Genomic DNA, 24,171 nt, shown 5'->3' on the forward strand with positions numbered 1-24,171 from the left:
GATTCCCAGGACGGGCTCGCTCAGGATTTCGAGAATCCGTCGCACCGCGACGTGTCATGTCTCCCCCGATCCGAAGACCAAGGTTCCTACCCTGGAGATAACCGATGACTGAGACCCTCGACGGGCTCCGTCTCTCCCCCCTCACCGACGAGGACCTGGAGCTCCTGCTGCTGGTCCGGCACTTCGAGCTCAAGCTCCTGGAGCTGTACGGCAGGGGCGACCTCAACGGCACCACGCACACCTGCCTGGGCCAGGAGTACGTCCCGGTCGCGCTGCGCTCCCTGCTCGGCCCGGCCGACCACGTCTTCAGCAACCACCGGGGACACGGCCACTACCTGGCCAGGTTCCGCGACCCGCACGGCCTGCTCGCCGAGATCATGGGCAGGCAGGGCGCGGTCTGCGGGGGAGTCGGCGGCAGCCAGCACATCCACCGCGACCGCTACATGTCCACCGGCGTGCAGGGCGAGAGCATGCCGGTCGCCGCCGGTGTCGCGCTCCACCTCAAGCGCTCCGAGCCCGGCACCCTGGCCTGCGTGCACATCGGCGACGGCACCTGGGGCGAGGGCGCGGTCTACGAGGCTCTGAACCTCGCCGCGCTCTGGCGGCTCCCGCTGCTCGTCGTGGTGGAGAACAACGGCATCGCCCAGTCCACCCCGACCGCCGCGCAGATGGCCGGTACGGTGGCCGGCCGGGCGGCGGCCTTCGGCATCCCGCACCGGCTGGTCGTCTCCACCGACGTCAACGAGATCCGCCTGTCGCTGGAACGCGAGATCGCGCGGGTGCGCGAGGGGCAGCCGCTGGTGGTCGAGTTCGTCACCCATCGCCTCGGGCCGCACAGCAAGGGCGACGACATCCGCCCGGCCGACGTCGTACGGGCCGCCAGGGACAACGACTGGTACGCCCGCTACGCCCACGACCACCCCGAGCACTTCTACCGGTTCGACGACGCCGTCAGGGCCGAGGTCGAGGCCGTCGCCGACGAGGTGGCCGCGCGCCCGCTCTCCCACTGGGAGGGACCGTGCGCGTAGCGGAGAACCTCAACGCCGCCCTGCACGGGCTGCTGGACGACGACCCCACCGCCTACGTGCTCGGCGAGGACATCCTCGACCCGTACGGCGGCGCCTTCAAGGTCACCAAGGGGCTGTCCACCCGCTTCCCCGAGCGCGTGATCGGCACCCCGATCAGCGAGGGCGCGCTGACCGGCGTCGCGGCGGGGCTGGCGCTCACCGGCAACACGGCCGTGGCTGAGATCATGTTCGGCGACTTCGTGGCGCTCGCCTTCGACCAGCTGTGCAACTTCGCGAGCAAGTCGGTGTCGATGTACGGCAAGAAGCTCCCGCTGCGGATGGTGGTGCGCTGCCCGACCGGTGGCGGCCGGGGCTACGGCCCCACGCACAGCCAGAGCCTGCAGAAGCACTTCGTCGGCATGCCGGGGCTGTCGCTGTACGAGATGTCCCCCTTCCACGACAACCGCGCGGCGTTCGCGGCGATGCTGGAACGGGGCGAGCCGTGCGTGTTCTTCGAGGACAAGGTCCTCTACACCCGGCAGATGGAGCGGGTGGACCCGCTGTTCCTGATGCGCCGCGACGGGGACCTGGCGGTGGTGGACGTCCGCGACGCGGGCGACCGCCCCGACTGCGTGGTCATCGCTCCCGGCGGGATGGTCCACCGGGTGCTGGGCGCGATGCGCTCCCTGATGATGGAGGAGGAGATCGCGGTCCGGCTGCTGGTCCCCTCCCGGCTCCACCCGCTGGACGCCGACGCGCTCCTGCCCCACCTCGGGGACGTCGTCCTGGTCGCGGAGGAGAGCACCGCAGGAGGCACCTGGGGAAGCGAGGTCGCCCACCTGCTGCACGCCCGCCTCTGGGGCCGCCTGCGCGGCCCCGTCCGCCTCGTCCACTCGCGCGCCTCCGTCATCCCCACCGCCGCGCACCTGGAGAACGAGGTCCTGGTCGGGGAGTCCACGATCCACCACGCCGTACGGGAGGCTCTGCGTGGCTGACATCCACGTCCCCAAGCTCAACAACAACGACACCGAGTACCAGATCGTCGAGTGGCTGGTGGGGAACGGCAAGCCCGTCATCGCCGGGGAGCCGATCGCCGTCCTGGAGACCTCCAAGGCGGCCGACGAGCTGGAGGCCGAGGAGACCGGCTACCTGCACCACGCCGCCGCCCTCAACTCCTGGATCGCTCCCGGCGCGCTCCTCGCCCGCGTCACCCCCGAGGCGGCCCCGCCGCCCGCCCCGGTGTCCGATGTGCTCGAGGCCGAGCAGGTCGCCCCGGAGGACGCGGCGGGGCAGGAGGACGTCCCGGTGGCCGAGCCGGTCGTCACCGCCCCCGCCCGCGCGGCCATGGAGGAGCTCGGCGTCTCCCACGCCGAGATCGTGTCCCTGGGGCTGACCGTCATCCGCAGGAGCGACGTGGAGGCCCTGGCCTCCCGCCGTACCGGCCAGGCGGCCTCCGACGTGCGCAAAGACACGGGCGAGGACACGCGCGAAGGCGTGCCGGGAGACGTCCTCGAAGACGTGCCGCGACCCGTCGCGGACGCGGGCGCGCACCGCCTCTCGCGGGTGCAGCGGGCCGTCGCGCGCGCCGTCACCACCTCGCACGCCACCATCCCCGCCGCGTACACCGTCGTGAGGTTCGAGGTGGGCCCGCTGCTGGAGCGGGCCAGGGGGCTGAGCAGGGAGGTGCGCAGGCCGGTCGGGCTGGCCGAGCTGTTCGTCCAGGCCGTGGCCGCGCTGCACCCCGCCTTCCCGCTGTTCTTCGCCTCGGTCGACGGCGACCTGGCGCGCCCGGCCGACGCCCCGCGCGTCGGCGTCACGTTCGACATGGGCGAGGGCCTGTACGTGCCGGTCGTCCACGACACCGGTTCGCTCAAGGCCATCGCCGACGCGCTCATGCGCTACCGGCTCGCCGCCACCGAGGGCGACTTCCGCGAGAAGGACCTCACCGGTGCCAACATCGCCGTCACCCTGCACACCGACGCCGACGTCGTCCTCGCGATCCCCCTCATCTTCCCCGGTACGGTCTGCGCCCTCGCGATCACCTCGCCGCAGCCCGAGCTGACCCTCGCCGAGGACGGCACGGTGACCGCGAGGACCGTCGCCAACATCGGCCTCGCCTACGACCACCGGCTTATCAACGGACGGGACGCCGCGCTCTTCCTCGCGGCCCTCCGGATGGAGTTACACGCGTGACCGAGACAACGCTGTCGGACGCCAAGAAGGCGCTTCTGGCCAAGCGGCTGAAGAACCGGGGAGAGGCGCGGGCCGCCGTCGCCCGCCGCGCCCCGGGGACCGTACCGCCCCTGTCCCACGCCCAGGAACGCCTGTGGTTCCTGGAGCAGTACCGGCCGGGCACCACCACCTACACCGTCCCCGTCGCGGTGCGCCTGCGCGGGGACCTGGACGCCGACGCGCTGCGCCGGGCGCTGGACGAGATCGTCGCGCGCCACGAGGCCCTGCGGACGCGGTTCCTCACCACCGAGGACGGCACCCCCGAGCTCGTCATCGACGAGCCGGGGCCCGCCGCGCTGCGTGTCGCCGAGGCGGACGACGTGGACGCCGCGATCGAGCTGCTCGACGCCGACCTCGCGGTCCCGTTCGACCTGGAGCACGGCCCGCTCCTGCGCACCGTGCTGGTCAGGATCGCGCCCGACGACCACGTCCTCCTCATCGCCGCCCACCACACCGTCATCGACGGCTGGTCCAGCGACCTGATCGTCCGAGAGCTGCTCGCCCTGCACGACGGCGTCACCCCGCCGCCCGTGCCGGTCGGCTACGGCGACTACGCCCTCTGGCAGCGGGGCCGCGACCACCGCCGCGACATCGACCACTGGCGTGACCGGCTCGCCGGGCTGCCCGCCATCGAGCTGCCCGCCGACCGGCCGCGCCCCGCCGAGCAGCGCCACGAGGGGGCCGCCCTCGACGTCCGGGTGGACGCCGACCTCACCCGGCGGCTCGCCGAGCTGGGCGCCGCGGCCGGTGCCACGCCGTACATGACGCTGCTGGCCGCCTTCCAGGTCCTGCTGGCCCGCTACTCGGGGCAGACGGACTTCGCGGTCGGCTCCCCGGTCGCCGGGCGCGGGCTGCCCGAGCTGGACGGGGTCGTCGGCATGTTCGTCAACACCCTCGTCCTGCGCGCCGACCTGGCCGACGACCCGTCGTTCACCACCTTCCTGGCCAGGACGCGCGAGGCCGCGCTGGACGCGTACGCGCACCAGGAGCTCCCGTTCGACCAGCTGGTCAACGAGCTGAACGTGGTCCGCGACGTGAGCCGGTCTCCGCTCGCGCAGGTCACGTTCGCGCTGCAGAACTTCAAGGCGGGCGAGGAGGACGGGCGCGTCTCCTACCTCACGCTCCCGGCCAGGACCACCCGCTTCGACCTCGGCCTCTACCTGTTCGAGAGCCCCGACGGGCTGGTCGGCCACCTCTCCTACAGCACCGCCCTGTTCGACCCGGAGACCGTGGAGCTGCTCGCGGCCCGCTTCGAGACGCTGCTGCGCTCGATCGTGGCGGACCCGGACACGCGGGTGGGGGAGCTGTCGCTGCTCTCCGGGGAGGAGCGGGACCTGGTCCTGGGCTTCGGCTCCGGACCCGCCCCGCGGCCGTCCGGGCACGACCTGCTGCACGACCTCGTCACCGCGCGGGCCGCGCTCACCCCCGGCGCGACGGCCGTGGTCCACGAGGGCTCGCCCGCGTCCGGTACGGAGTCCGGGATGCGTGGTGGCTCGCTGACGTACGCCGAGCTCGACGAGCGTTCCACCAGGATCGCCGCCCTGCTGAGGAACCGGCACGGCGTGGGCCCCGACACCAGGGTCGGCGTCTTCCTCGAACAGTCCACCGACCTGGCGGCGGCCGTCATCGGCGTGCTCAAGGCCGGCGGCGCCTACGTGCCCCTCGACCCCAAGCAGCCCCGCGACCGGCTGGCGTACATGCTCGCCGACGCCGGGGCCGTCGCCGTCCTGACCACCACCGCGCTGCGCGAGCTGGTTCCGGACGTCCCGACGATCTGCCTGGACGCCGAGGCGCTGGACGAGACCGGGTTCGAGCCCCCGGAGGTCTCGCCCGGCCACCTCGCGTACGTGATCTACACCTCGGGCACCACCGGGCGGCCGAAGGGCGTCGGGGTGCAGCACCGGCAGGTGCTCAACTACCTCGCCGGGGTCGGGGAGCGCTTCGAGGTCGAGCCCGGCGGGGTCTACACGCTGCTGCAGTCGCTCTCGTTCGACTTCGGGGTGACGATCTTCTACCTGTCGCTCATGACCGGCGGGGAGCTGCACCTGGCCGACCCGCAGGCCCCCGCCGAGGAGCTCGCCGGGCTGCTGAGCGGCACCGACTACCTGAAGATGACCCCCTCCCACCTCGCCTCGCTGCTCGCCGCGGTCGACGACCCCGCCGAGCTGCTCCCGCGCAAGCTCCTCGTCCTCGGCGGCGAGGCCTCCCGCTGGAGCTGGGCGCGCGAGCTGACCGCGCACACCACGGTGGTCAACCACTACGGCCCCACCGAGGCCACGGTCGGCATCTCCACCCACGCCGTCACCGGCGAGCACGAGCGGGCGCTGAACCTGCCGATCGGCAGGCCGCTGCCCGGCGCCGCGGTCTACGTGCTCGACGAGCACCTGCGGCTGGTCCCGCCCGGCATGACCGGCGAGATCTACCTCGGCGGCGACCGGCTCGCCCGCGGGTACCTCGGACGCCCCGGCCTGACGGCCGAGAGGTTCCTGCCCGACCCCTACGGCGGGCCCGGCGCCCGCATGTACCGGACCGGCGACCTCGGCCGGTGGCTGCCCTCCGGCGACCTGTGCTTCCTCGGCCGCCGCGACCTGCAGGTCAAGGTCAGGGGCTACCGGGTGGAGCTGTCGGAGATCGAGTCGGTGCTCTCCGGCGAGCCGGGAATCGCGCACGCCGTCGTCGAGCTGCGCGCGGACCGGCTGGTCGCGTACCTGGTCGGCGAGGTCGCCGGGGAGCAGGTCAGCGTCAGCGAGCTGCGGGCGCGGCTCGGCGAGCGGCTCCCCGAGTACATGATCCCCGGGCGGTTCGTCTGGCTGGACGAACTGCCCCTGAAGTCGCACGGCAAGGTCGACCGGGCCAGGCTCCCCGAACCCGACGAGGCGCGGCCCGACCAGGAGGCCGGGTTCGTCCCGCCCGAGACGCCCCTCGAAGAGGCGATCGCGGCGGTGTGGGCGAAGGTGCTCGGACTGGTCCAGGTCGGCGTGCTGGACGACTTCTTCGACCTGGGCGGTCATTCGCTGCTCGCCGCACAGGTGGTCGCCCGCCTTCGGAAAGCCATTCCCGAAGGCGGGCGCCAGGTCACGATCCTGGACCTGTTCAAGCACCGGACCGTCCGCGAGCTCGCGCGGCTCGCCGAGACGGCCGACGACGGCCCGCGCATGCTTTTGCACCGGCTCACCCCGGCCCGCACGGCCACCTCGACGATGGTCTGCGTGCCGTACGGCGGCGGCAGCGCGGCCATCTACCAGCCGCTGGCCGACGCGCTGCCGCGGAACTGGGCGCTGCACGCGGTCGCCGTCCCCGGCCAGGAGATGGGGCTGATCGAGGCGACCCGGCCGGTGGGGGAGGTCGCGCGGGACTGCGTGGAGGAGATCCTCAAGGAGGTCCGCGGCCCCCTCGCGCTGTACGGGCACTGCGGGCTCGGCGTCATGCTGATCGTGGAGATCGCCCGCCGCCTCGAGGCGGCGGGCCGTCCGATCGAGGCCATCTACTTCGGCGGTGTCTTCCCCTTCGCCCGTCCCGCCTCGGCGCTGGCCAAGCTGTCGAACCTGACCGACCGCCTGCGCAGCGACCAGATCTGGGCCAACGCCCTGCGGGCCGCGGGTCTGGAGGTGGACGACCTGGAGCCCGACCAGCTCAAACTGGTGATCGACAACCGTCGCAAGGGCACCAGGGAGGCGGAACGCTACTTCACCCGCCTGTTCGAGGAGGGCGTCGAGCCGCTCAGGGCGCCGATCATCTCGGTGGTGGGCGACCGCGACCCGGCCACCGAGTTCCACCAGGAGCGCTACCGCGAGTGGCATCTCCTGAGCGACTCCACGGCGGTGGTCGTCCTCGACGAGGCTGGGCACTTTTTCCTGAAATATCGGGCGGAAGAGCTGGCCACCATCGTCACCGGCACCCACCGGGCCATCACCTCCGGCGACACGGCCAAGCTGGCCCGTACCGACCGGTCCACCTGGTGGCTCGGCGGCGTCTCCACCCAGGACGCCACCGCGGGCCCGGCCCCCGCGGAGACCGCCCCGGCGACGGCGGCCCCCGCGGTCACCGGTGCGGGACCGGCCGCCGGTCCGGAGGCGCGCACGCGGGCTCTCACCGCTCCCGGCACTCCGCCCGGTTCCGGCACGGGCGGCGCGCCACCGGGAACGGGACACCCGGTCGCGACGGATCCTCCGGCGAGCTCCGGCCCGCCGCCGAGCATGAAGCGGTTCGCCGCCGTGGCGGCCGGACAGCTCGTCTCGATCGTCGGGTCGTCGCTGACCGAGTTCGCCATCCCGCTGTGGATCTACATCACCACCGACTCGCTCCCCATGATGGCCCTGTTCGCCGTCCTCGCGCTGGTCCCCGGCATGGTGGTGTCCCCCCTGGCCGGTGCCCTCGTCGACCGCCACGACCGGCGCGGGGTCATGCTCGCCGGAGACATCGGCGCGTTCGGCACCCAGCTGACGCTGGGCGTGCTGCTGTGGACCGGCAACCTGGAGATCTGGCACATCTACCCGCTCCTGGTGCTGCTGTCGGTCGCGCTCACCTTCCAGCGCCTCGCCTACAACTCCGCCATCCCGCAGCTGGTCCCCAAGCGCTTCCTCGGCCACGCCAACGGCGTGGTCCAGATGGTCACCGGTACCGCCCAGCTGGTCGTCCCGCTGGGCGCGGTCGGCCTGATGGCCGTGGTCGGGCTGGAGGGCATCCTCGTCCTGGACGTGATCTCGTACGTCTTCGCGATCGGGGTGCTGCTCTTCGTCCGCTTCCCGAAGACCATGGCGTGGAAGCGCAGGGAGTCGCTGCTCGCCGAGATGATCGAGGGCTGGAAGTTCTCCTGGGGCCACCGGGGCTTCCGCGGCATGCTCTTCTTCTTCGCGGTGCTGAACGTCTTCCTGTCCCCGCTGTTCCTGCTCATCTCGCCGCTGGTCCTGGGCTTCGCCACCCTGGACGACGTCGGCCGGATCTCCTTCTTCGGCGGCCTTGGGGTCTTCCTCGGCGGCCTGACCATGACCGTCTGGGGAGGCCCGCGACGGCACCGGCTGCGCGGCGTCATGCTCTCCACCCTCGTGCTGAGCCTGTTCTGCCTGGTCATCGGCCTGCAGCAGAACCTGATCCTGATCGCGATCGGCGCCTTCGGGATGTCGTTCTGGCTGACCATGCTCAACGGCGTCTACGCCACGATCATCCAGGTCAAGGTGCCGCAACGCTTCCACGGCCGCGTCATCGCGCTCAACACGCTCATCGCCTGGTCCACCCTGCCGATCGGCTTCGGACTGGTCGCCCCGTACGGCAGCGCGCTGTTCGAGCCGCTGCTGCTCCCCGGGGGGCCGCTGGCCGACACGGTCGGCCTCGTGCTCGGCACCGGCGGGGGCCGGGGCGTCGGCCTGATGTACGTGCTGTTCGCGGTCGCCATCGCGGTCACGGTGCTGGTCGCGATGCGGACCCGCACGCTGTCCGGGTTCGACGCGAACGTCCCCGACGCGCTCCCGGACGACCTGGTCGGGTTCCAGGCCATCCAGCGGCGCCAGGAGCGCGAGCGCCAGGAACGTGAGCGTGAGGGAGGCGGACGTGACGAGCGTGAGCGCGACGAGCCGGTCGCGGAGGTGATCTCGATCCGGAGGTGACCCCGTCCCGTCCGCCGCTCCGCCCGGAGGGGCCGGGAGAACCCCGGGGCAAGGACCTCGGGGAGGCCGGGGGACCCCCGGGGGGGGCGTGGGCGAACGAAGTTGAGAACACGGACGGGGTGCGGCCGGTGGCCGCACCCCGTCTTCCCACGTCTATCCGGCTACGCGCCCGGTGTCAGGGACGGTAGGCCCAGCCACCGGGAGCGAAGTCCTCCCAGTGGTAGAAGTCCCAGTAGTAACCGCCGTTGACCTGCGCGAGCTGGCTCTCGTCCAGCTCGGTGCCGATCCCGGACAGCGCGGACAGCTCCGGCTTGGCCTTCGCCATGGTTGTCTCCCCTCTCGATCCAACAACATGACGAATGTCGCAGCCCACGGTTGCGAGCCAGTGGTAGCCGGCTGCAATCCCGCGTCCGGCCCCCGGGGGCCGGCCTCACACCAGCGGATCGACCAGCGTCTCACCGCGGGCGGTGGGGCCCGTCCGCACGTGACGGCCGCGGCGCTCCCGGGAGCGGGTTCGGCGGGTTCGCCGCACCGTGCGGCCCTTCAGGCGCGCAGGCGCAGCCCCCTGGGGGTCGGGTGGAACCCCGCGGACTCCAGGGCCGCGCCCAGCGGGGAGTCGTTGATGGCGGTGCCGTCCGCCCGCTCGACGGTCAGCTTGCCCAGCGCGCCGTCGCGCACGGCGAGCGCGAGGGCGTCGACGGCGGGCTGGAGGCGCTCGTCGGCGGAGAAGGACAGCAGGGTCTTGCCGCCGCGCTCGACGTAGAGGATCAGGTGCCCGTCGACGAGCACGACCAGGGCCCCGGCCTTCCTGCCGGGCTTGTGGGACACCTCCCCGGGATGGGCGGGCCACGGCAGGGCCGCCCCGTACGGGCTGGCCGGGTCGGCGGACGCCAGCACCACCGCCCGCCGCGCGTTCCCCTCCGCCCTCTCCGGCTTGCGCGTGCTCCACGGGTCGGGCGCCGGTGCCGCGTCCGGGCGGGCGGGCGGGGGGGACGCGGCGCGCATCCGGTCGACGGCACCGGGCAGGGCGAACTGGGCGCCGCCCAGCCCTTCCACGAAGTAGCCCCTGCGGCACCGGCCGCTCTCCTCGAAGGCGCGGAGCACCTGGTAGACGGCGGCGAACCCGCCCGGCAGCCGCTCGGCGGTCACCGCGCCCCTGGTCACCACGCCGTGCCGCTCCAGCAGCACCTCGGCCTGGGCGTGGGCGCGCTGGGTGGCGTCCTCCGCGAGGGCGGGCAGCGCCCACCAGCGCCCGCCCACCGTGGGCGGGCCGCTCCTGGTCGGCAGCACCGCCCGCCGCCGCCGGGTCGGGGCCGGGCGGTGCGCGGGGCGTCCCGTCCCGAGGACGGCCCGCAGCGGCGCCAGCGTGTCACCGGTGATCCGGCCCGACCACACCAGGTCCCACACCGCGGCGGACAGGGCGCGGTCGTCCGGGACGGCATCGGCCAGGAGGGTGGCGACCCGGCCGCCCAGCTCGCGGAAGAACAGCGCCCCTCCGCCGCCCAGAACCTCGAGCACCGCCTCGTGCACCGGCGTCATGGTGACGTCGGCGGGGCCGGACATCAGCAGCGGCGCGGTGTCGGCGAAGTAGAGCGAGACCCAGCCGTCGCCGCCCGGCAGGGACCCCTGCCCCGCCCAGATCACCTCGCCGGAGGCCGTCAGCTCGTCCAGGAACGACGGGTCGTACCCGGGCACCCGCGAGGGCAGGATCAGCGTCTCCAGCGCCGACGCGGGCACCGCCGCGCCCTGCAACTGCTCGATCGCGGCCACCAGCGCGTCGATCGGCGGCCTGCCTCGCTGCGGCGAGCCGGTGATGCCGTGCCAGGCGGGCGCGAAGGAGGCCAGCGTCTCCGGGGGGACCGGCTCCACCTCCTTGCGGAGCCTGGCCAGGGACCTGCGGCGCAGCATCCGCAGCACCCCCGCGTCGCACCACTCCTCACCCCGCCCGCCGGGCCGGAACTCCCCGCTCACCACCCGCCCCGAGGCGGCCAGGCGGCGCAGCGCGTCGGTGACGACCGCGGCGCCGAGACCGAACCTGTCAGCGGCCGTGCCCGCGAGGAAGGGGGTGCGCGTACGGGCGTGCCGGGCCAGCAGGTCGCCCAGCGGGTCGTCGACCGGCTCCAGGAACGCGTGCGGCACCCCCACGGGCAGCGGCACGCCGAGCGCGTCGCGCAACCTGGCGGCGTCCTCGATCGCCGCCCACCGCTCCTGCCCCGCCACCCGCACCCTGATGGCCCGCCGGGCGCCCTCCAGCACCGTCAGCCACGCCGGGTCGCCCTCGCGCACGCCGACGTCCTCGGCCACCAGGGGGCCGTGGGAGCGGAGCAGGTCGGCCAGGTCCTCGGCGTCGCGCAGCGGCCGGTCCAGCCGGGCCAGCTCCCGCTCGGCGTCGGTGATCACATCGAGGTCGAGCAGCTCGCGCAGGTCCGCCTGGCCCAGCAGCTCGGCCAGCAGGCTCGTGTCGAGCGCGAGCGCCTGGGCGCGGCGCTCGGCCAGCGGGGCGTCCCCCTCGTACATGAACGCGCCGATGTAGTTGAACAGCAGCGACGCCGCGAACGGCGACGCCTTGTCGGTCTCGACCTCCACCATCCGGATCCGCCGCGCCTCGATGTCGCGCATCAGCCGGACCAGCCCCGGCACGTCGAACACGTCCTGGAGGCACTCGCGCATCGTCTCCAGCACCACGGGGAACGACCCGTAGCGGCCGGCCACGTTCAGCAGGTGCGAGGCGCGCTGCCGCTGCTGCCAGAGCGGCGACCGCCTGCCCGGCACGCGGCGCGGCAGCAGCAGGGACCGCCCCGCGCACTCGCGGAACCGCGCCGCGAACAGCGCCGAGCCGCCCAGCTCCTCGGTGACGATCCGCTCGATCTCGTCCGCGTCGAAGATCGCGACATCGGACGGGGGGTCGGAGAGCGTGTCGGGGATGCGCAGCACGATCCCGTCGTCGGAGTGCACGGCCTGCACGTCGACGCCGTAGCGCTCCCGCAGCCGCCGCCCGATCGCCAGCGCCCACGGCGCGTGCACCCGCGCCCCGTACGGGGAGTGCACCACCACCCGCCAGTCGCCCAGCTCGTCGTGGAACCGCTCGACCAGCAGCGTCCTGTCGTCCGGCACGTAGCCGGTCGCCTGCCGCTGCTCGGCCAGGTAGGAGAGCAGGTTGGCGGCGGCGAACTCGTCCAGCCCCGCCGCCCTGATCCTCGCCAGCGCCCCCTCCCGCGCCGTGCCCCCGGCTTTCGCGCCTCCCGCTTTCGCGTCCCCCGCCCGCCCGTTTCCCGCTCCCGCCTTCCCCGGCTCCGTCTTCGTCCCCGCGCCTCGGGCACCTTCGCCGCCCGTCTCGGCGTCCGCGCCCGCCGCCGACATCTCGCGGAGGAACGCGCCGATGGCCCTCCCCAGCTCCGCCGGTCGCCCGGCGGTGTCGCCGTGCCAGAAGGGGAGCTTCCCGGGCTGGCCGGGGGCGGGCGTGACCAGCACCCGATCGGCCGTGATCTCCTCGATCCGCCAGGAGGTCGCGCCCAGCACGAAAACGTCCCCGGCCCGCGACTCGTAGACCATCTCCTCGTCCAGCTCGCCGACCCGGGAGGACTTCTCCCCGACCAGGAACACGCCGAACAACCCCCTGTCGGGGATCGTGCCGCCGTTGGTGACCGCCAGCCGCTGGGCTCCGGGACGGCCCCGCAGGGTGCCGGTCACCCGGTCCCAGACGATGCGCGGCCGCAGTTCGGCGAACTCCTCGCTCGGGTAGCGCCCGGCGAGCATGTCGAGTGTCGCCTCCAGCGCGCTCCTGGGCAGCGTCCGGTAGGGGGCGGCCCGCCGCACGACCCCCTCAAGCTCGTCGACCGTCCACTCGTCCATCGCGGTCATCGCCACGATCTGCTGGGCGAGCACGTCGAGCGGGTTGCGCGGGTAGCGCAGGTCCTCGATCTCCCCGCTCCTCATCCGCTCGGCCACCACGGCCGTCTGGACCAGGTCCCCGCGGTACTTGGGAAAGATCACGCCACGTGAGACGGCCCCCACCTGGTGCCCGGCCCGGCCGATCCGCTGCAGGCCGCTCGCCACGCTCGGCGGCGCCCCGACGCAGGCCACCAGGTCGACCGCGCCCATGTCGATGCCGAGCTCCAGGCTGGAGGTCGCGACCACGGCGGGCAGCCGCCCCGACTTCAGCGCGTCCTCGATCTGGGAGCGCTCCTCCTTCGACACCGAACCGTGGTGGGCCCTCACGATCTCCGGGACCACCCCCTTGGCCGCCCCGGCCTGCGCCATCGTCGCCGCCGGGGTGGACAGGGAGGCAGGGGGCACGGGGAAGCCCTCGGCCCAGTGCACCGGCTCCGACCCCTCACCGGACGTCTCCCCGCCCGGCTCCTCGCCGCCCTCCCGCCGCTCCCACGCCAGCTCGTTGAGACGGGTGCACAGCCTCTCGGCCAGCCGCCGGGAGTTGGCGAACACGATCGTGGAGCTGTGGCTCCCGATCAGCTCGAACAGCCGCTCCTCCACGTGCGGCCAGATCGACCGCCTGGCCGGGGTCTCGGTCAGCCAGCGGTCGTCGTCGGGGGAGGGCGGGGCGGGGGGCGTGTCGAGCTCGGTCATGTCCTCGATCGGGACGACCACCTCGACCTCGATCTCCTTGTCGGAGGGCGGCTGGACCACGGTCGCCGGGCGCGACCCGCCCAGGAAGGCGGCCACCTCGCTCACCGGCCGGACGGTCGCCGACAGCCCGATCCGCTGGGCGGGCCGGGGCAGGAGGGAGTCGAGCCGCTCCAGGCTGAGGGCCAGGTGCGCGCCGCGCTTGGTGGCCGCCACCGCGTGCACCTCGTCGACGATGACCGTCTCCACGCCCCGCAACGCCTCGCGGGCCTGGCTGGTGAGCAGCAGGAACAGCGACTCGGGGGTGGTGATCAGGATGTCGGACGGCCTGGTGGCGAACCGGCGCCGCTCCTCGGGGGAGGTGTCGCCCGACCGGATCGCCACCGAGATCTCCGGCACCGGGAGGCCGAGCCGCCGCGCGGTCTGCCCCAGCCCGGCCAGCGGTGCCCGGAGGTTGCGCTCGACGTCGACCGCCAGGGCCTTGAGCGGCGACACGTACAGGACCCGGCACCGCCTCACCGGCTCCTCGTCCCCCCGCGAACGCCCCCGCCCGCCCCGGGCGCTCGCACCGCTCTTGCCGCTCTTGCCGCCCTTGCCGTTCTCCGGGCCCGTGGCGGACGGCCCGTCGGCCGGAGGGGAGGCGGGAGCGGAGGAGGCGAGCCGGTCGAGCGACCACAGGAAGGCGGCGAGCGTCTTGCCGGATCCGGTGGGCGCGACCACCAGGGTGTTGTCGCCCCGGGCGATCGCCGCCCACGCCCCGTCCTGCGCGGCGGTCGGCGCGGCGAACGCCCCGGCGAACCATTCCCTGGTCATCCGGGTGAAGTGATCGAGCGCCCCGCCCGCCCCCGTCGTCTCGCTCATCGCCGCCCCCTAGCTCCCGGTCAGGCAGACGAACCGGGTCACCGCCCATACTGCACGGCCCCACCGACAGAACCCGTCACCGCCCGCCCGGCGAGCGGGTGCCGGACGGGAACGGACGGCTCGCGCGCCACCTGCGGATACACGGCCCGCCGGTGCCGCGGCCGGACCGCGGGGCGACCCCACCCTCGGGGTATCCCCGGCGGAGGCCGTTCGCCACCATGACGTGACGTCCGGGATAGGTTGGCTCCCGGTCGTCACGGACATGGCTTTGACGAACACACGACGCATTGAGTGGTGAGCTAACGGTGAGCATCGACCATCAGGCCATCGAGGCGACACGCGAGCGGATCAAGGCGGAGCACCTCAGGGCGCACCGCCCGCCGAGCAGCGCGAGGGGCTTGCACCACTTCGCGATGATCTCCTCCGACGTCGAGACGACGATCGCGTTCTACCAGGACCTCCTGGAGTTCCCGCTGACGGAGATCTTCGAGAACCGCGACTACCGGGGCTCGAACCACTTCTTCTTCGACATCGGCAACGGCAACCTGCTGGCCTTCTTCGACTTCCCCGGCCTGGACCTCGGCCCCTACGGGGAGGTCCTCGGCGGGCTCCACCACGTCGCGATCTCCGTCGATCCCTCCACGTGGGAGCGCCTGCGGGGCAAGCTGGAGGCGGCGGGCGTCCCGCACCAGGTCGAGAGCGGCGCGTCCATCTACTTCTCCGACCCCGACGGGGCCCGCCTGGAACTGCTCGCCGACCCCCTCGGCGAGATGTACGGCTCCCGCGTGCTCTGACGCCCTCGTCCCCCGACCCGGTGGCCCGCCCTCCGGCCTGTGACGATCTGTCTCCCGGCCGCCTCGGCCGTGTGCGCTCCCGCCCGCGAGGATCCTTTTCCCGCTCGCCCCACCCCGGCCCGCCCCGGCCAGCGTGGGCGGGGGCTCGGGACGCGGGTGCTCGCGGCCGGTGAGGTGCCGGGCGGCTCACGGCGTACCGGAGTGGATCCATACTTGGAACATGCGCCTGTCGGAGTTCTGGAAGCGGATGAAGTCACACTTCGGCGACCAGTACGCCGAGTCGTGGGCCCACGACTACGTCATCGCCGACCTCGGCGGCAGGACCGTGATCCAGGCACTGGCCGAGGGCGTGGGGGCCAAGGAGGTCTGGCATGCCGTGTGCGGGGTGACCGACGTCTCGCCCAAGCTCCGCTGAGGGCCGGCGAGCGTAGGGGCCGAGCGCGGAGGGCGTGGAGGGCCCGGGGACACGTGGAAGCCCGGGAGCACGGTGAAGGCCCGGAGGGGCCGAGGGACAGGCGCCAAGGCCCGAGGCGGTGGCCGGTCCCGAGGGGCTCCGGGAGGCTCAGAGGGACTCCGAGGGGCTCCGGGGAAGTGAGGGCCGGGGAAGGACCGGTCAGGGCGGTTCCGTGAGCGGGGCGAGAAGCCTCTCCACCGAGTCGGCCGCCAGCGCGGGATCGTCGGCGCTCTCCTCGCCGTCCGGCGACCACAGGAACATCCAGCCGTCCCTGACCGGGGTGGCGAAGACGATGGTCTGCCGGTGGCTGTCCGGATGCCACACCCACAGCACCGGGGCGGTGCCTCCGAGGGTGCGGCTCGCCAGCCCTCGTTGTCGCAGTTCGGTGGCCAGGGAATCGAGATGGGCTAGGCGTTGCTGCGTGAACGCGTTGGGCACGTCGGGCACCTCGGGTCGTTTCCCCTCAGGATCACCCCAGGTCAGCCCGGTTACAACAGGTCCGGTTCAATTCTTGGAAATGTCTCTTCCCGGATGGGTTCCGCACCCTCGGGGCCGTGACCGGCTGTTCGCGGACGACTGCGCCCGGCTGTGCGCGGGGGCGTTTCGTGGTGGTTCGCGACTCCAGCAACGTATGGTGCCAACGGGCGGCGATCGAACAGTCGTTCGGCTATATTGAACAGGCCACCACTCCTGGCGTGCCCTCCCGAAATTGTCGGCGGCACCCCGTAGCTTTCTGGCAACCGATCCAACCCGCGACCCTTCAGGGGGCTCCCATGGCAGCTAACGACCGCGAGAAGGCGCTTGAGACCGCGCTCGCTCAGATCGAGCGGCAGTTCGGCAAGGGCTCGATCATGCGCCTGGGCGACGAGACCCGGGCGCCCATCGAGGTGATTCCCACCGGCTCCATCGCGCTCGACGTGGCGCTCGGCATCGGAGGCTTCCCGCGCGGCCGCATCGTCGAGGTCTACGGTCCCGAGTCGTCCGGTAAGACCACGGTCGCCCTGCACGCGGTGGCCAACGCCCAGCGCAGCGGCGGCATCGCCGCGTTCATCGACGCCGAGCACGCCCTCGACCCGGAGTACGCCCAGAAGCTGGGCGTCGACACCGACGCGCTGCTCGTCTCCCAGCCCGACACCGGTGAGCAGGCGCTGGAGATCGCCGACATGCTGATCCGGTCCGGCGCCGTCGACCTGCTGGTCATCGACTCGGTCGCGGCCCTGGTGCCCAAGGCCGAGATCGAGGGCGAGATGGGCGACAGCCACGTCGGCCTCCAGGCCCGCCTGATGTCCCAGGCGCTGCGCAAGGTCGCCGGCGCGCTCAACAACACCGGCACCACCGCGATCTTCATCAACCAGCTCCGCGAGAAGATCGGCGTCATGTTCGGCTCGCCCGAGACCACGACCGGTGGAAAGGCGCTGAAGTTCTACGCCTCGGTCCGTCTCGACATCCGCCGCATCGAGACGCTGAAGGACGGCACCGAGGCGGTCGGCAACCGCACCCGGGTGAAGGTCGTCAAGAACAAGATGGCCCCGCCCTTCCGCGTGGCCGACTTCGACATCCTCTACGGCGTCGGCATCTCCCGCGAGGGTGGCCTGATCGACATGGGCGTCGAGCACGGCTTCGTCCGCAAGTCCGGCGCCTGGTACACCTACGAGGGCGACCAGCTCGGCCAGGGCAAGGAGAACGCGCGAAACTTCCTCAAGACCCACCCGGACATGGCGAACGAGATCGAGAAGAAGATCAAGGAGAAGCTCGGCGTCGGCCCGCGCGTCGACAGCCCGGCCACCCCGGCCCCCGCTCCCGCGGCCTCGGCTCCGGCCGCCGCGTCGGGCCGCGCCGGTGCCGCTTCGGCCTCCGCCGCGTCCGGTCGCGGCGCCAAGGCCGCCGCCGCTCCCAAGCCGGGTGACGCCTGAATCCGGGCTGATCGATGACCACGGGACCTGACTCCGGTCCGGCCGGCGAGGTCGGGCCGAGAGACTGGGGTGCCTGGCCCGACGAACCTCGGGCGGGCTCACCGGGCCGGCGCGGGCGCGACCACGCTCCGCCCGTCCCGGAGGAAGGCTTTCGCGAGGAGTCCGCGGACCCGGCGGGTGACGGGCCACGAGGCCGGAAGAGGCGTGCCTCACGACGCGGACGGTGGTCCGGGGGCGCCACCCCGGGCTTTCCCTCCGACGGCCCTGACGGCTTCGACGGCCCTGATGGATCCGAGGGGTTCGACGGCCCAGCCGGGTCTGACGGATTCGATGGATCCGACGGGTCCGGTAGGCGACGCGGCAGGTCCGGAGGGCGCGGTCGGTCGGGCGGGCGTGACAGGTCCGACGGGCCGGGTGAGGGGGCTCGCGCGAGCCGGGGGGCCGGAGCCGACCCGCAGGCGGTGGCGCGGGGCATCTGCCTGCGGCTGCTGACCATGGCGCCGCGCACCCGGGCCCAGCTCGCGGAGGCGCTGCGCAAGCGAGAGGTGCCCCAGGAGGCGGCGGACGCCGTGCTGGAGCGCTTCTCCGAGGTCGGGCTCATCGACGACGAGGCGTTCGCCGCGGCATGGGTGAGCTCGCGCCACGCCGGGCGGGGTCTCGCCAGAAAGGCCCTCGCCTCGGAGCTTCGCCACCGAGGGGTGGACGAGGAGACCGTGAAGGAAGCGGTGGATCGGCTCGACCCCGAGGAGGAGGCGGAGACCGCCCGCCGTCTCGTGCGGCGCAAGCTCTCCTCGACCCGGGGCCTGGAGCCCGCGGTCAGGACCCGCAGGCTGGCCGGCATGCTCGCCCGCAAGGGATACGGTCCCGGCCTGGCCTTTCGCGTGATCCGCGAAGTGCTGGAGGACGAAGGGGCGGAAACATCGCCATTCACGGAGGATCAGGGCTATCAACTCGACTAGTCCAAAGCAGCTTGACAGCGGGTCTTTGCTTGCTCGTTACCTCTCTGACGCTTAATCTCAACGGCAGTGAGGAGTTACTCCGCGCAGCGCGGATTGTCATAGCGGTGTAATACGGACAAGCAGGCTTGGCGGATGAAGACGGGACGACGGACCGGCGGGAAAAGCCGGTGGGTGATCCCCTCTGGGTTCACTTCGGTCCCGACGGTGCCGCCTCTTGAGCTTTCCGTGCCGTGCGTGTGACCCCTCGTGTGCCTGATATTTGCGACGCGAGGAAGGTGAGGCGCGCATGGATCCGGTCGTGGTCGTCATGTTGACAGTGACGGTTGTGGCTCTCGCCGTGATGACAGCCGTGCTGGTCGTGTTGCTGCGTCGCATCGGTGGAGCCAGGGCTCCGAAGGGCCCCACCCCCGAGCAGGAGGCCGAGGTCCAGGCCCACCTGGAGGAGGCCAGGCGCGAGGCCGCCGACATCCGGGCGAAGGCCCAGGACGACGCCGGAGAGCTGCTGCGCAAGTCGGAGACGGCGATCGAGGCCGCGGCCGAGATGCGCAAGGAGGCCGAGGCCGAGGGCAAGATCCTGAAGTACGAGCTCAAGGAGCTCCGGTCCGACCTCGAACGCAGGGAGAACCGGCTGGCGGAGCGTGAGCAGCGGCTCGACGAGGAGGCCAGGCGCCAGGCCGACCGGGCCCGCAAGCTCGCCGAGACCGAGACCGAGCTGGCCGACCGCCGAGAGGATCTCGAACGGGTCGCCGAGGAGCGCAAGGCCATCCTGGAACGGGTGTCCGGCTTCACCAGCGACCAGGCCAGGGCCGAACTGGTCAGGGAGATCGAGAACCAGGCCAAGCGCGAGGCCGCGCTGATCATCAGGGAGATCGAGGGCGAGGCGCGCAAGGAGGGCGAGAAGCGCGCCACCAAGATCGTCACGCTGGCGGTCCAGCGGGTGGCCACCGAGCAGACCGCCGAGTCCGTGGTGAGCGTCCTGCACCTGCCCGGTGACGAGATGAAGGGACGCATCATCGGCCGCGAGGGCCGCAACATCCGGGCCTTCGAGTCGACCACCGGCGTCAATCTGATCATCGACGACACGCCCGAGGCCGTGTTGCTGTCGTGCTTCGACCCGGTCCGCCGCGAGACCGCGCGGCTCACCCTGGAGAAGCTCGTCCTCGACGGCCGCATCCATCCGCAGCGCATCGAGGAGGCCCACGAGCGCAGCAAGGCCGAGGTCCAGGAGCTGTGCGTGCGCGCCGGCGAGGACGCCCTGGTGGAGCTCGGCATCACCGACATGCACCCCGAGCTCGTCACCCTCCTCGGCCAGCTCCGTTACCGCACCTCCTACGGCCAGAACGTGCTCGGCCACCTCATCGAGTCGGCCCACATCGCCGGCATCATGGCGGCCGAGCTGCGGCTCGACACGACGCTGCTCAAGCGCTGCACGCTCCTGCACGACATCGGCAAGGCACTCACCCACGAGGTCGAGGGCAGCCACGCGCTCATCGGCGCCGAGATCGCCAGAAGATACGGCGAGCACGAGGACGTCGTCCACGCCATCGAGGCCCATCACAACGAGGTCGAGGTCAAGACCGTCGAGGCCGTCCTCACCCAGGCCGCCGACGCGATCAGCGGCAGCCGTCCCGGAGCCCGCCGCGAGTCGCTGGAGGCCTACGTCAAGCGGCTGGAGCGCCTTGAGGAGATCGCCACCTCCTACGAGGGTGTCGAGAAGGTCTTCGCCATGCAGGCGGGCCGGGAGATCAGGGTCATGGTGAAGCCCGACGCGGTCGACGACATCCAGGCCCAGGTGATCGCCCGCGACGTCGCCAAGCAGGTCGAGGAGGAGCTCACCTACCCCGGCCAGATCCGCATCACGGTCGTCCGCGAATCGCGATCCACCGAGTTCGCCCGCTGAACCCGCTGAACCCGCCGAACCCCCGAACCCGCTGAACCCCCCGAACCCGCTGAACCGGTCTTCCCGGTCCCTCGCTCAGGAGTGGAAGATCTGCTGGTAGAAGGCGAGCTCGGTGGCCAGGGCCGCGCTACGGGTCTCGGCGCGGCGGAAGCCGTGGGCCTCCCCCTCGAACGTGAGGTAGGTGCAGGGAACGCCGCGTTCGGCGAGAGCGTCGACGAAGGCCTGAGACTGCGCCGGGGGGACCACAGGGTCGGACAGGCCCTGCAGGAGCAGCATGGGGCAGCTCACCCCCGCCACCCGGCCGACGGGCTCGCGCGAGGCGTACAGGACGGGGTCCTCCGGGCCGACCAGCCACTCGACGTAGCGCGACTCGAAGTCGTGGGTGGTCGCGTTGAAGTCGGCGAGCGCGCTCACGCCGTAGTAGGAGACACCTCCGGCGAACACGTCGGACGCGCAGCAGGCCGCCATGACCGTCCAGCCGCCCGCGCTGCCGCCCCGGATCGCGATCCGCGCCGGGTCGCCCAGCCCCTCCGCCGCCAGCCACTCGGCCGCGGCGATCGCGTCCTCGACGTCGACCACGCCCCACTGGCCGCGCAGCCGCTCGCGGTAGACGCGGCCGTAGCCGGTGGAGCCGCCGTAGTTGACGTCGAGCACGCCGATGCCCCTGCTGGTGAGGAACGTCTTCTCCAGGTCGAGCGCGCCGACGCTGTTCCCGGTCGGCCCGCCGTGCACGAAGATGACGTACGGCGCGGGACCCTCGCCGCGTGCCACGGGGTTGGACGGCGGGTAGAGGAACGCGTGCACCTCGCGCCCGAAGCGGCTCACGAACTCCACCGCCCTGGCGACCGGCAGGTAGCCGGGGGCGGGCAGCTCGTTGATGTCGCGGCGGAGCGCCTCCGCCCGCCCGGTCACGGTGTCGACCCGCACGATCGACCGGGGCAGCGCCGGGCCGTACCCGATGCCGACCACGGACTGCCCGTCGGTGGCGAGCACCGCCTCCCAGCCGCCGTAGGGCACGTCCAGGTCGCTCAGCACGCCGCTGTCCGGGTCGAGGACCCCCAGCCGCAGGTCGCCCCGCCCGTGCAGGACCGCGAGGCTTCCGTCGTCCATCAGCGCGTACGGCACCGCTCCGAGCTGCCACAGCGGCCCGGCGAACTCCCGCTCCTCCGGGTGGAGCGCCCTCGGCGAGGTGCCGTGTATCCCGACCAGGTAGAGGTTCCACCAGCCCGACCAGTCGGAGATCAGATAGAGGTTCCGCTCGTCACGCCACTGCGGGGCGAGTACCGATTCCGAGGTGCCGCCCTTTACCTTCCAGGAGGTGCCGTCGGACAGCCGGGAGATCCACAGCTCGGTGCCGTTCCACGGCATCCGGGGGTGGTCCCAGCAGATGAAGGCCAGGTGCTCGCCGTCGGGGGAGACGGCGGGGGAGGCGTAGAAGTCGTGCCCGCCGGCCCGCTCGCGCGTCTCGCCCTCGCCGGACAGCGGGATCGACACGATCGACCGGCTCACCCGGCCGCCGTCGTGGCGCTCCCTGACGCACCAGATCTGCCCGTCCCGGACGACCAGGTCCGCGTAGCGCAGGGCCGCCGGCTCCTCGGGCTCCGGCGTGAGCGGCCTGGGCTCGCCTCCGGTGGGCAGCAGGTAGAGCCGCTGGTCGACGAAGTTGGCGAACACCACGCCCTCGCCGGGCACCACGGCGTACGAGCGCCCGCCGTACTCGTGGACCCTGGTCCTGGCGCTCCACGGCGCGCTCAGCAGCTCGCGCTGGGCGCCGTCGGCGCTCCGGTGCACGATGGTGGTCCGCCCGCCCTCGGCGGGACGGTCCTCGGTCCACCAGACCTCCTCGCCGAGCACCGTCGGGTATCCGAGGCGCAGCCCGGAACGGGCGACGTCGGAGGTGGAGACCGGCGACGGCCAGGTGGCGTACGGCAGGACGACCTGCTCGGGGGACATGGCGCAATCCTGCCCGATAACCGGTCGCGTGTCGCCGGTATCACGCTCGCGTCACCCGAGATATGCCGCCGGTGAACCGTGCGAGCTGTGAGATCGGAGGGAATGGTGAGATGAGAGCCGTTAGTCCGGTTTCTACGGTAGGTCGATCTGGGGCTGGTTTCACGGTGGGAAGGTCTGCGATCCCGCGACCTCCGGGACACCGGGCAGGCTTTCCCGGTACGCGAAAGGGCGGCCACCGGATCCGGTGACCGCCCTTCGACCGCGGTGCTTCTACGGTGCTTCTACGGTGCTTCTACGGTGCCGGGGTCGTGGGGGTTCCGAGGCCGCCCTCGACCGCCGTCGGCGAGTCGGGCCGGGCGATCGGCTTCGCCGTGGTCTTCCTGCTGCGACGGCTCCGCCTCTCCAGCCAGGTGGCGACGGCGCCCACCATCACGTTGATGATGATGTAGATGATCGCGATGACGATCACAGCGGGAATGATGTTGTTGAAGTTGGAGGGCAGCACGCGCGCCCCCGCGTTCAGCAGGTCCTCGAACGACACGATGAAGCCCAGGGCGGTGTCCTTCAGGAGCACCACCAGCTGCGCCACGATCGCCGGCATCATGACCGTGACCGCCTGCGGCAGCAGGATCATCCGCATCACCTGGCCCGGACGCATGCCGACCGCCAGCGCGGCCTCGCTCTGCCCCCGGGGGATGGACAGGATGCCCGCCCGTACGATCTCCGCCAGCACCGAGCCGTTGTACAGGACCAGGCCGATCACGACCGCCCAGAACGGCGTCACGGTGAGCCCGAAGACCGCGCTCCCGCCGAACATCACCGCGAAGATCATGATCAGCAGCGGGATCGCCCGGAAGAACTCGACGACCGCGCCCGAGGCACGGCGGATCCAGGCGTTCGCCGAGAGCCGGCCGATGCCGAAGACGAACCCGAACGGCACCGCGATCAGTGCCGCCACCGCGGCCGCGGTGAGCGTGTTCACCAGGCCGGGCAGGATCAGGTTGATCCACACGTCGCCGCGCAGGAACGGCGTCCACAGGTCGGCGTTGAGCTGGTTCTTCTCGCCGAGCTTGGTCACCATCACGTACACCGCGAACAGCACGGCGAGGATGACCAGCACGGTGAGCACGTTGTTGCGTATCCGGGCCTTGGGGCCGGGGATGTCGTACAGGACGCTGACGCGTTCGGAGCTCTCGACGCGCCGCTTGCGCGCCGGGGGCCGCTCGGTGGTGGTCACCGCGGTCATCGGACCACCGCCAGACGCTTGGCGAGCCAGCCGAACAGCAGGCCGGTCGGCAGGGTAAGGATCAGGAAGCCCAGCGCGAACCCGGCGAAGATCTGGATGACCGCGTCGCCGTGCGCCTCGAACAGCGTCTTCATGGTCAGGGACGCCTCACCCACCCCGATGGCCGCGGCGATCGTGGTGTTCTTGGTCAACGCGATCAGGATGCTGCCCAGCGGCGCGATCACCGCGCGGAACGCCTGGGGCAGCACGATCAGCCTCAGGTTCTGGCCGAACGTGAGCCCGATGGCGCGGGCCGCCTCCGCCTGGCCGACCGGGACCGTGTTGATCCCGGCCCGGATCGCCTCGCAGACGAACGCCGCCGTGTAGGCGGACAGCCCGATGATGGAGAGCCACAGGTAGTTGACGGACAGGCTCTCGGAGAACGAGACGTCCAGGACCAGGCCGAGGCCGAGTCCGCAGAACACGATCACCAGGGTGAGCGGGGTGTTCCGCAGGACGTTCACGTACGCCGTGCCGATCCCGCGCAGGATCGGCAGCGGGCTCACCCGCATGCCCGCGAGGATCGTCCCGAGCACGAGCGCCACCAGCCCACTGGCGAGGGTGAGCCGGATGGTCAGCCAGAAGGCGTCAAGGATGACCGGGAATTCTTCGAAGAGTGCCTGCACTCA

At 72.3% G+C, this 24,171-nt stretch carries 15 protein-coding genes; 9 read left to right on the forward strand and 6 right to left on the reverse strand.

Annotation, left to right across the window (positions count from 1 at the left end; all coding sequences use genetic code 11):
• Window positions 1-104 precede the first annotated feature (104 nt).
• From AC5L38_RS12740 to AC5L38_RS12755, 4 genes are read left to right on the forward strand one after another with little or no spacing between them, the layout of a single operon-like run.
• Entirely contained in the window at window positions 105-1,028 is a 924-nt protein-coding gene (locus AC5L38_RS12740) for a thiamine pyrophosphate-dependent dehydrogenase E1 component subunit alpha (RefSeq protein ID WP_495242970.1), read from the forward strand.
• On the forward strand, window positions 1,019-2,002 hold the full coding sequence (locus AC5L38_RS12745) for an alpha-ketoacid dehydrogenase subunit beta (protein WP_495242971.1): 984 nt from the start codon (window positions 1,019-1,021) through the stop codon (window positions 2,000-2,002). The genes AC5L38_RS12740 and AC5L38_RS12745 overlap by 10 nt, the downstream gene beginning before the upstream one ends.
• Complete coding sequence (locus AC5L38_RS12750; protein ID WP_495242972.1) at window positions 1,995-3,200, forward strand: 2-oxo acid dehydrogenase subunit E2; 1,206 nt, start codon at window positions 1,995-1,997, stop codon at window positions 3,198-3,200. The genes AC5L38_RS12745 and AC5L38_RS12750 overlap by 8 nt, the downstream gene beginning before the upstream one ends.
• Window positions 3,197-8,842, forward strand: a complete 5,646-nt coding sequence (locus AC5L38_RS12755) for an amino acid adenylation domain-containing protein (protein ID WP_495242973.1) — start codon at window positions 3,197-3,199, stop codon at window positions 8,840-8,842. The genes AC5L38_RS12750 and AC5L38_RS12755 overlap by 4 nt, the downstream gene beginning before the upstream one ends.
• Window positions 8,843-9,017: 175 nt before the next feature.
• On the opposite strand, the gene AC5L38_RS12760 is transcribed toward AC5L38_RS12755, so the two are convergent.
• Both AC5L38_RS12760 and AC5L38_RS12765 read right to left on the reverse strand, forming a co-directional pair.
• Complete coding sequence (locus AC5L38_RS12760; RefSeq protein WP_495242974.1) at window positions 9,018-9,167, reverse strand: hypothetical protein; 150 nt, start codon at window positions 9,165-9,167, stop codon at window positions 9,018-9,020.
• Between the two features lie 218 nt (window positions 9,168-9,385).
• A complete protein-coding gene (locus AC5L38_RS12765) occupies window positions 9,386-14,284 on the reverse strand; it encodes an ATP-dependent helicase (protein WP_495242975.1) in 4,899 nt (1,632 codons plus the stop codon).
• Window positions 14,285-14,589: 305 nt separating this feature from the next.
• Between AC5L38_RS12765 and AC5L38_RS12770 the strand changes: the two genes are divergently transcribed.
• Together AC5L38_RS12770 and AC5L38_RS12775 are read left to right on the forward strand one after the other, a co-directional pair.
• Window positions 14,590-15,078 (forward strand): VOC family protein, encoded by a 489-nt coding sequence (locus tag AC5L38_RS12770; RefSeq protein WP_495242976.1) that lies wholly within the window; start codon window positions 14,590-14,592, stop codon window positions 15,076-15,078.
• Between the two features lie 220 nt (window positions 15,079-15,298).
• Window positions 15,299-15,493 (forward strand): DUF3046 domain-containing protein, encoded by a 195-nt coding sequence (locus AC5L38_RS12775; RefSeq protein ID WP_389912225.1) that lies wholly within the window; start codon window positions 15,299-15,301, stop codon window positions 15,491-15,493.
• Between the two features lie 198 nt (window positions 15,494-15,691).
• Here the strand turns inward: AC5L38_RS12775 and AC5L38_RS12780 are convergent, their stop codons facing one another.
• Window positions 15,692-15,970, reverse strand: coding sequence for a hypothetical protein (locus tag AC5L38_RS12780; protein ID WP_495242977.1), 279 nt, complete (start codon window positions 15,968-15,970; stop codon window positions 15,692-15,694).
• 335 nt (window positions 15,971-16,305) lie between these two features.
• Between AC5L38_RS12780 and recA the strand changes: the two genes are divergently transcribed.
• The 3 genes from recA (at window position 16,306) to rny (ending at window position 20,304) form a co-directional block, all read left to right on the forward strand.
• A complete protein-coding gene (recA, locus tag AC5L38_RS12785) occupies window positions 16,306-17,445 on the forward strand; it encodes a recombinase RecA (RefSeq protein WP_495242978.1) in 1,140 nt (379 codons plus the stop codon).
• 14 nt (window positions 17,446-17,459) lie between these two features.
• Window positions 17,460-18,404: a recombination regulator RecX gene (gene recX / locus AC5L38_RS12790; RefSeq protein ID WP_495242979.1), complete on the forward strand. Its 945-nt coding sequence runs from the start codon at window positions 17,460-17,462 to the stop codon at window positions 18,402-18,404.
• 286 nt (window positions 18,405-18,690) lie between these two features.
• The gene (gene rny, locus AC5L38_RS12795) at window positions 18,691-20,304 is read left to right on the forward strand and encodes a ribonuclease Y (RefSeq protein ID WP_495242980.1); all 1,614 of its coding nucleotides are present in this window, start codon (window positions 18,691-18,693) and stop codon (window positions 20,302-20,304) included.
• A 75-nt stretch (window positions 20,305-20,379) separates the two neighbouring features.
• Here the strand turns inward: rny and AC5L38_RS12800 are convergent, their stop codons facing one another.
• From AC5L38_RS12800 to AC5L38_RS12810, 3 genes are all read right to left on the reverse strand, one after another.
• Window positions 20,380-22,257 (reverse strand): S9 family peptidase, encoded by a 1,878-nt coding sequence (locus tag AC5L38_RS12800; protein ID WP_495242981.1) that lies wholly within the window; start codon window positions 22,255-22,257, stop codon window positions 20,380-20,382.
• A gap of 292 nt (window positions 22,258-22,549) precedes the next feature.
• Window positions 22,550-23,503, reverse strand: a complete 954-nt coding sequence (locus tag AC5L38_RS12805) for an amino acid ABC transporter permease (RefSeq protein WP_495242982.1) — start codon at window positions 23,501-23,503, stop codon at window positions 22,550-22,552.
• Complete coding sequence (locus AC5L38_RS12810; RefSeq protein ID WP_389912205.1) at window positions 23,500-24,168, reverse strand: amino acid ABC transporter permease; 669 nt, start codon at window positions 24,166-24,168, stop codon at window positions 23,500-23,502. Before AC5L38_RS12810 ends, AC5L38_RS12805 begins: the two co-directional genes overlap by 4 nt.
• Between the last annotated feature and the right edge of the window lie 3 nt (window positions 24,169-24,171).

The organism is Streptosporangium nanhuense (genome assembly GCF_059358815.1).

What these genes read in the sequence shown, in the direction of transcription:
- recA (WP_495242978.1), top strand. Translation starts at nt 16,306, where the DNA reads ATGGCAGCTAACGACCGCGAGAAGGCGCTTGAGACCGCGCTCGCTCAG.
- AC5L38_RS12800 (WP_495242981.1), bottom strand. Translation starts at nt 22,257, where the DNA reads ATGTCCCCCGAGCAGGTCGTCCTGCCGTACGCCACCTGGCCGTCGCCG.
- AC5L38_RS12760 (WP_495242974.1), bottom strand. Translation starts at nt 9,167, where the DNA reads ATGGCGAAGGCCAAGCCGGAGCTGTCCGCGCTGTCCGGGATCGGCACC.
- recX (WP_495242979.1), top strand. Translation starts at nt 17,460, where the DNA reads ATGACCACGGGACCTGACTCCGGTCCGGCCGGCGAGGTCGGGCCGAGA.
- AC5L38_RS12805 (WP_495242982.1), bottom strand. Translation starts at nt 23,503, where the DNA reads ATGACCGCGGTGACCACCACCGAGCGGCCCCCGGCGCGCAAGCGGCGC.
- rny (WP_495242980.1), top strand. Translation starts at nt 18,691, where the DNA reads ATGGATCCGGTCGTGGTCGTCATGTTGACAGTGACGGTTGTGGCTCTC.
- AC5L38_RS12740 (WP_495242970.1), top strand. Translation starts at nt 105, where the DNA reads ATGACTGAGACCCTCGACGGGCTCCGTCTCTCCCCCCTCACCGACGAG.
- AC5L38_RS12775 (WP_389912225.1), top strand. Translation starts at nt 15,299, where the DNA reads ATGCGCCTGTCGGAGTTCTGGAAGCGGATGAAGTCACACTTCGGCGAC.
- AC5L38_RS12765 (WP_495242975.1), bottom strand. Translation starts at nt 14,284, where the DNA reads ATGAGCGAGACGACGGGGGCGGGCGGGGCGCTCGATCACTTCACCCGG.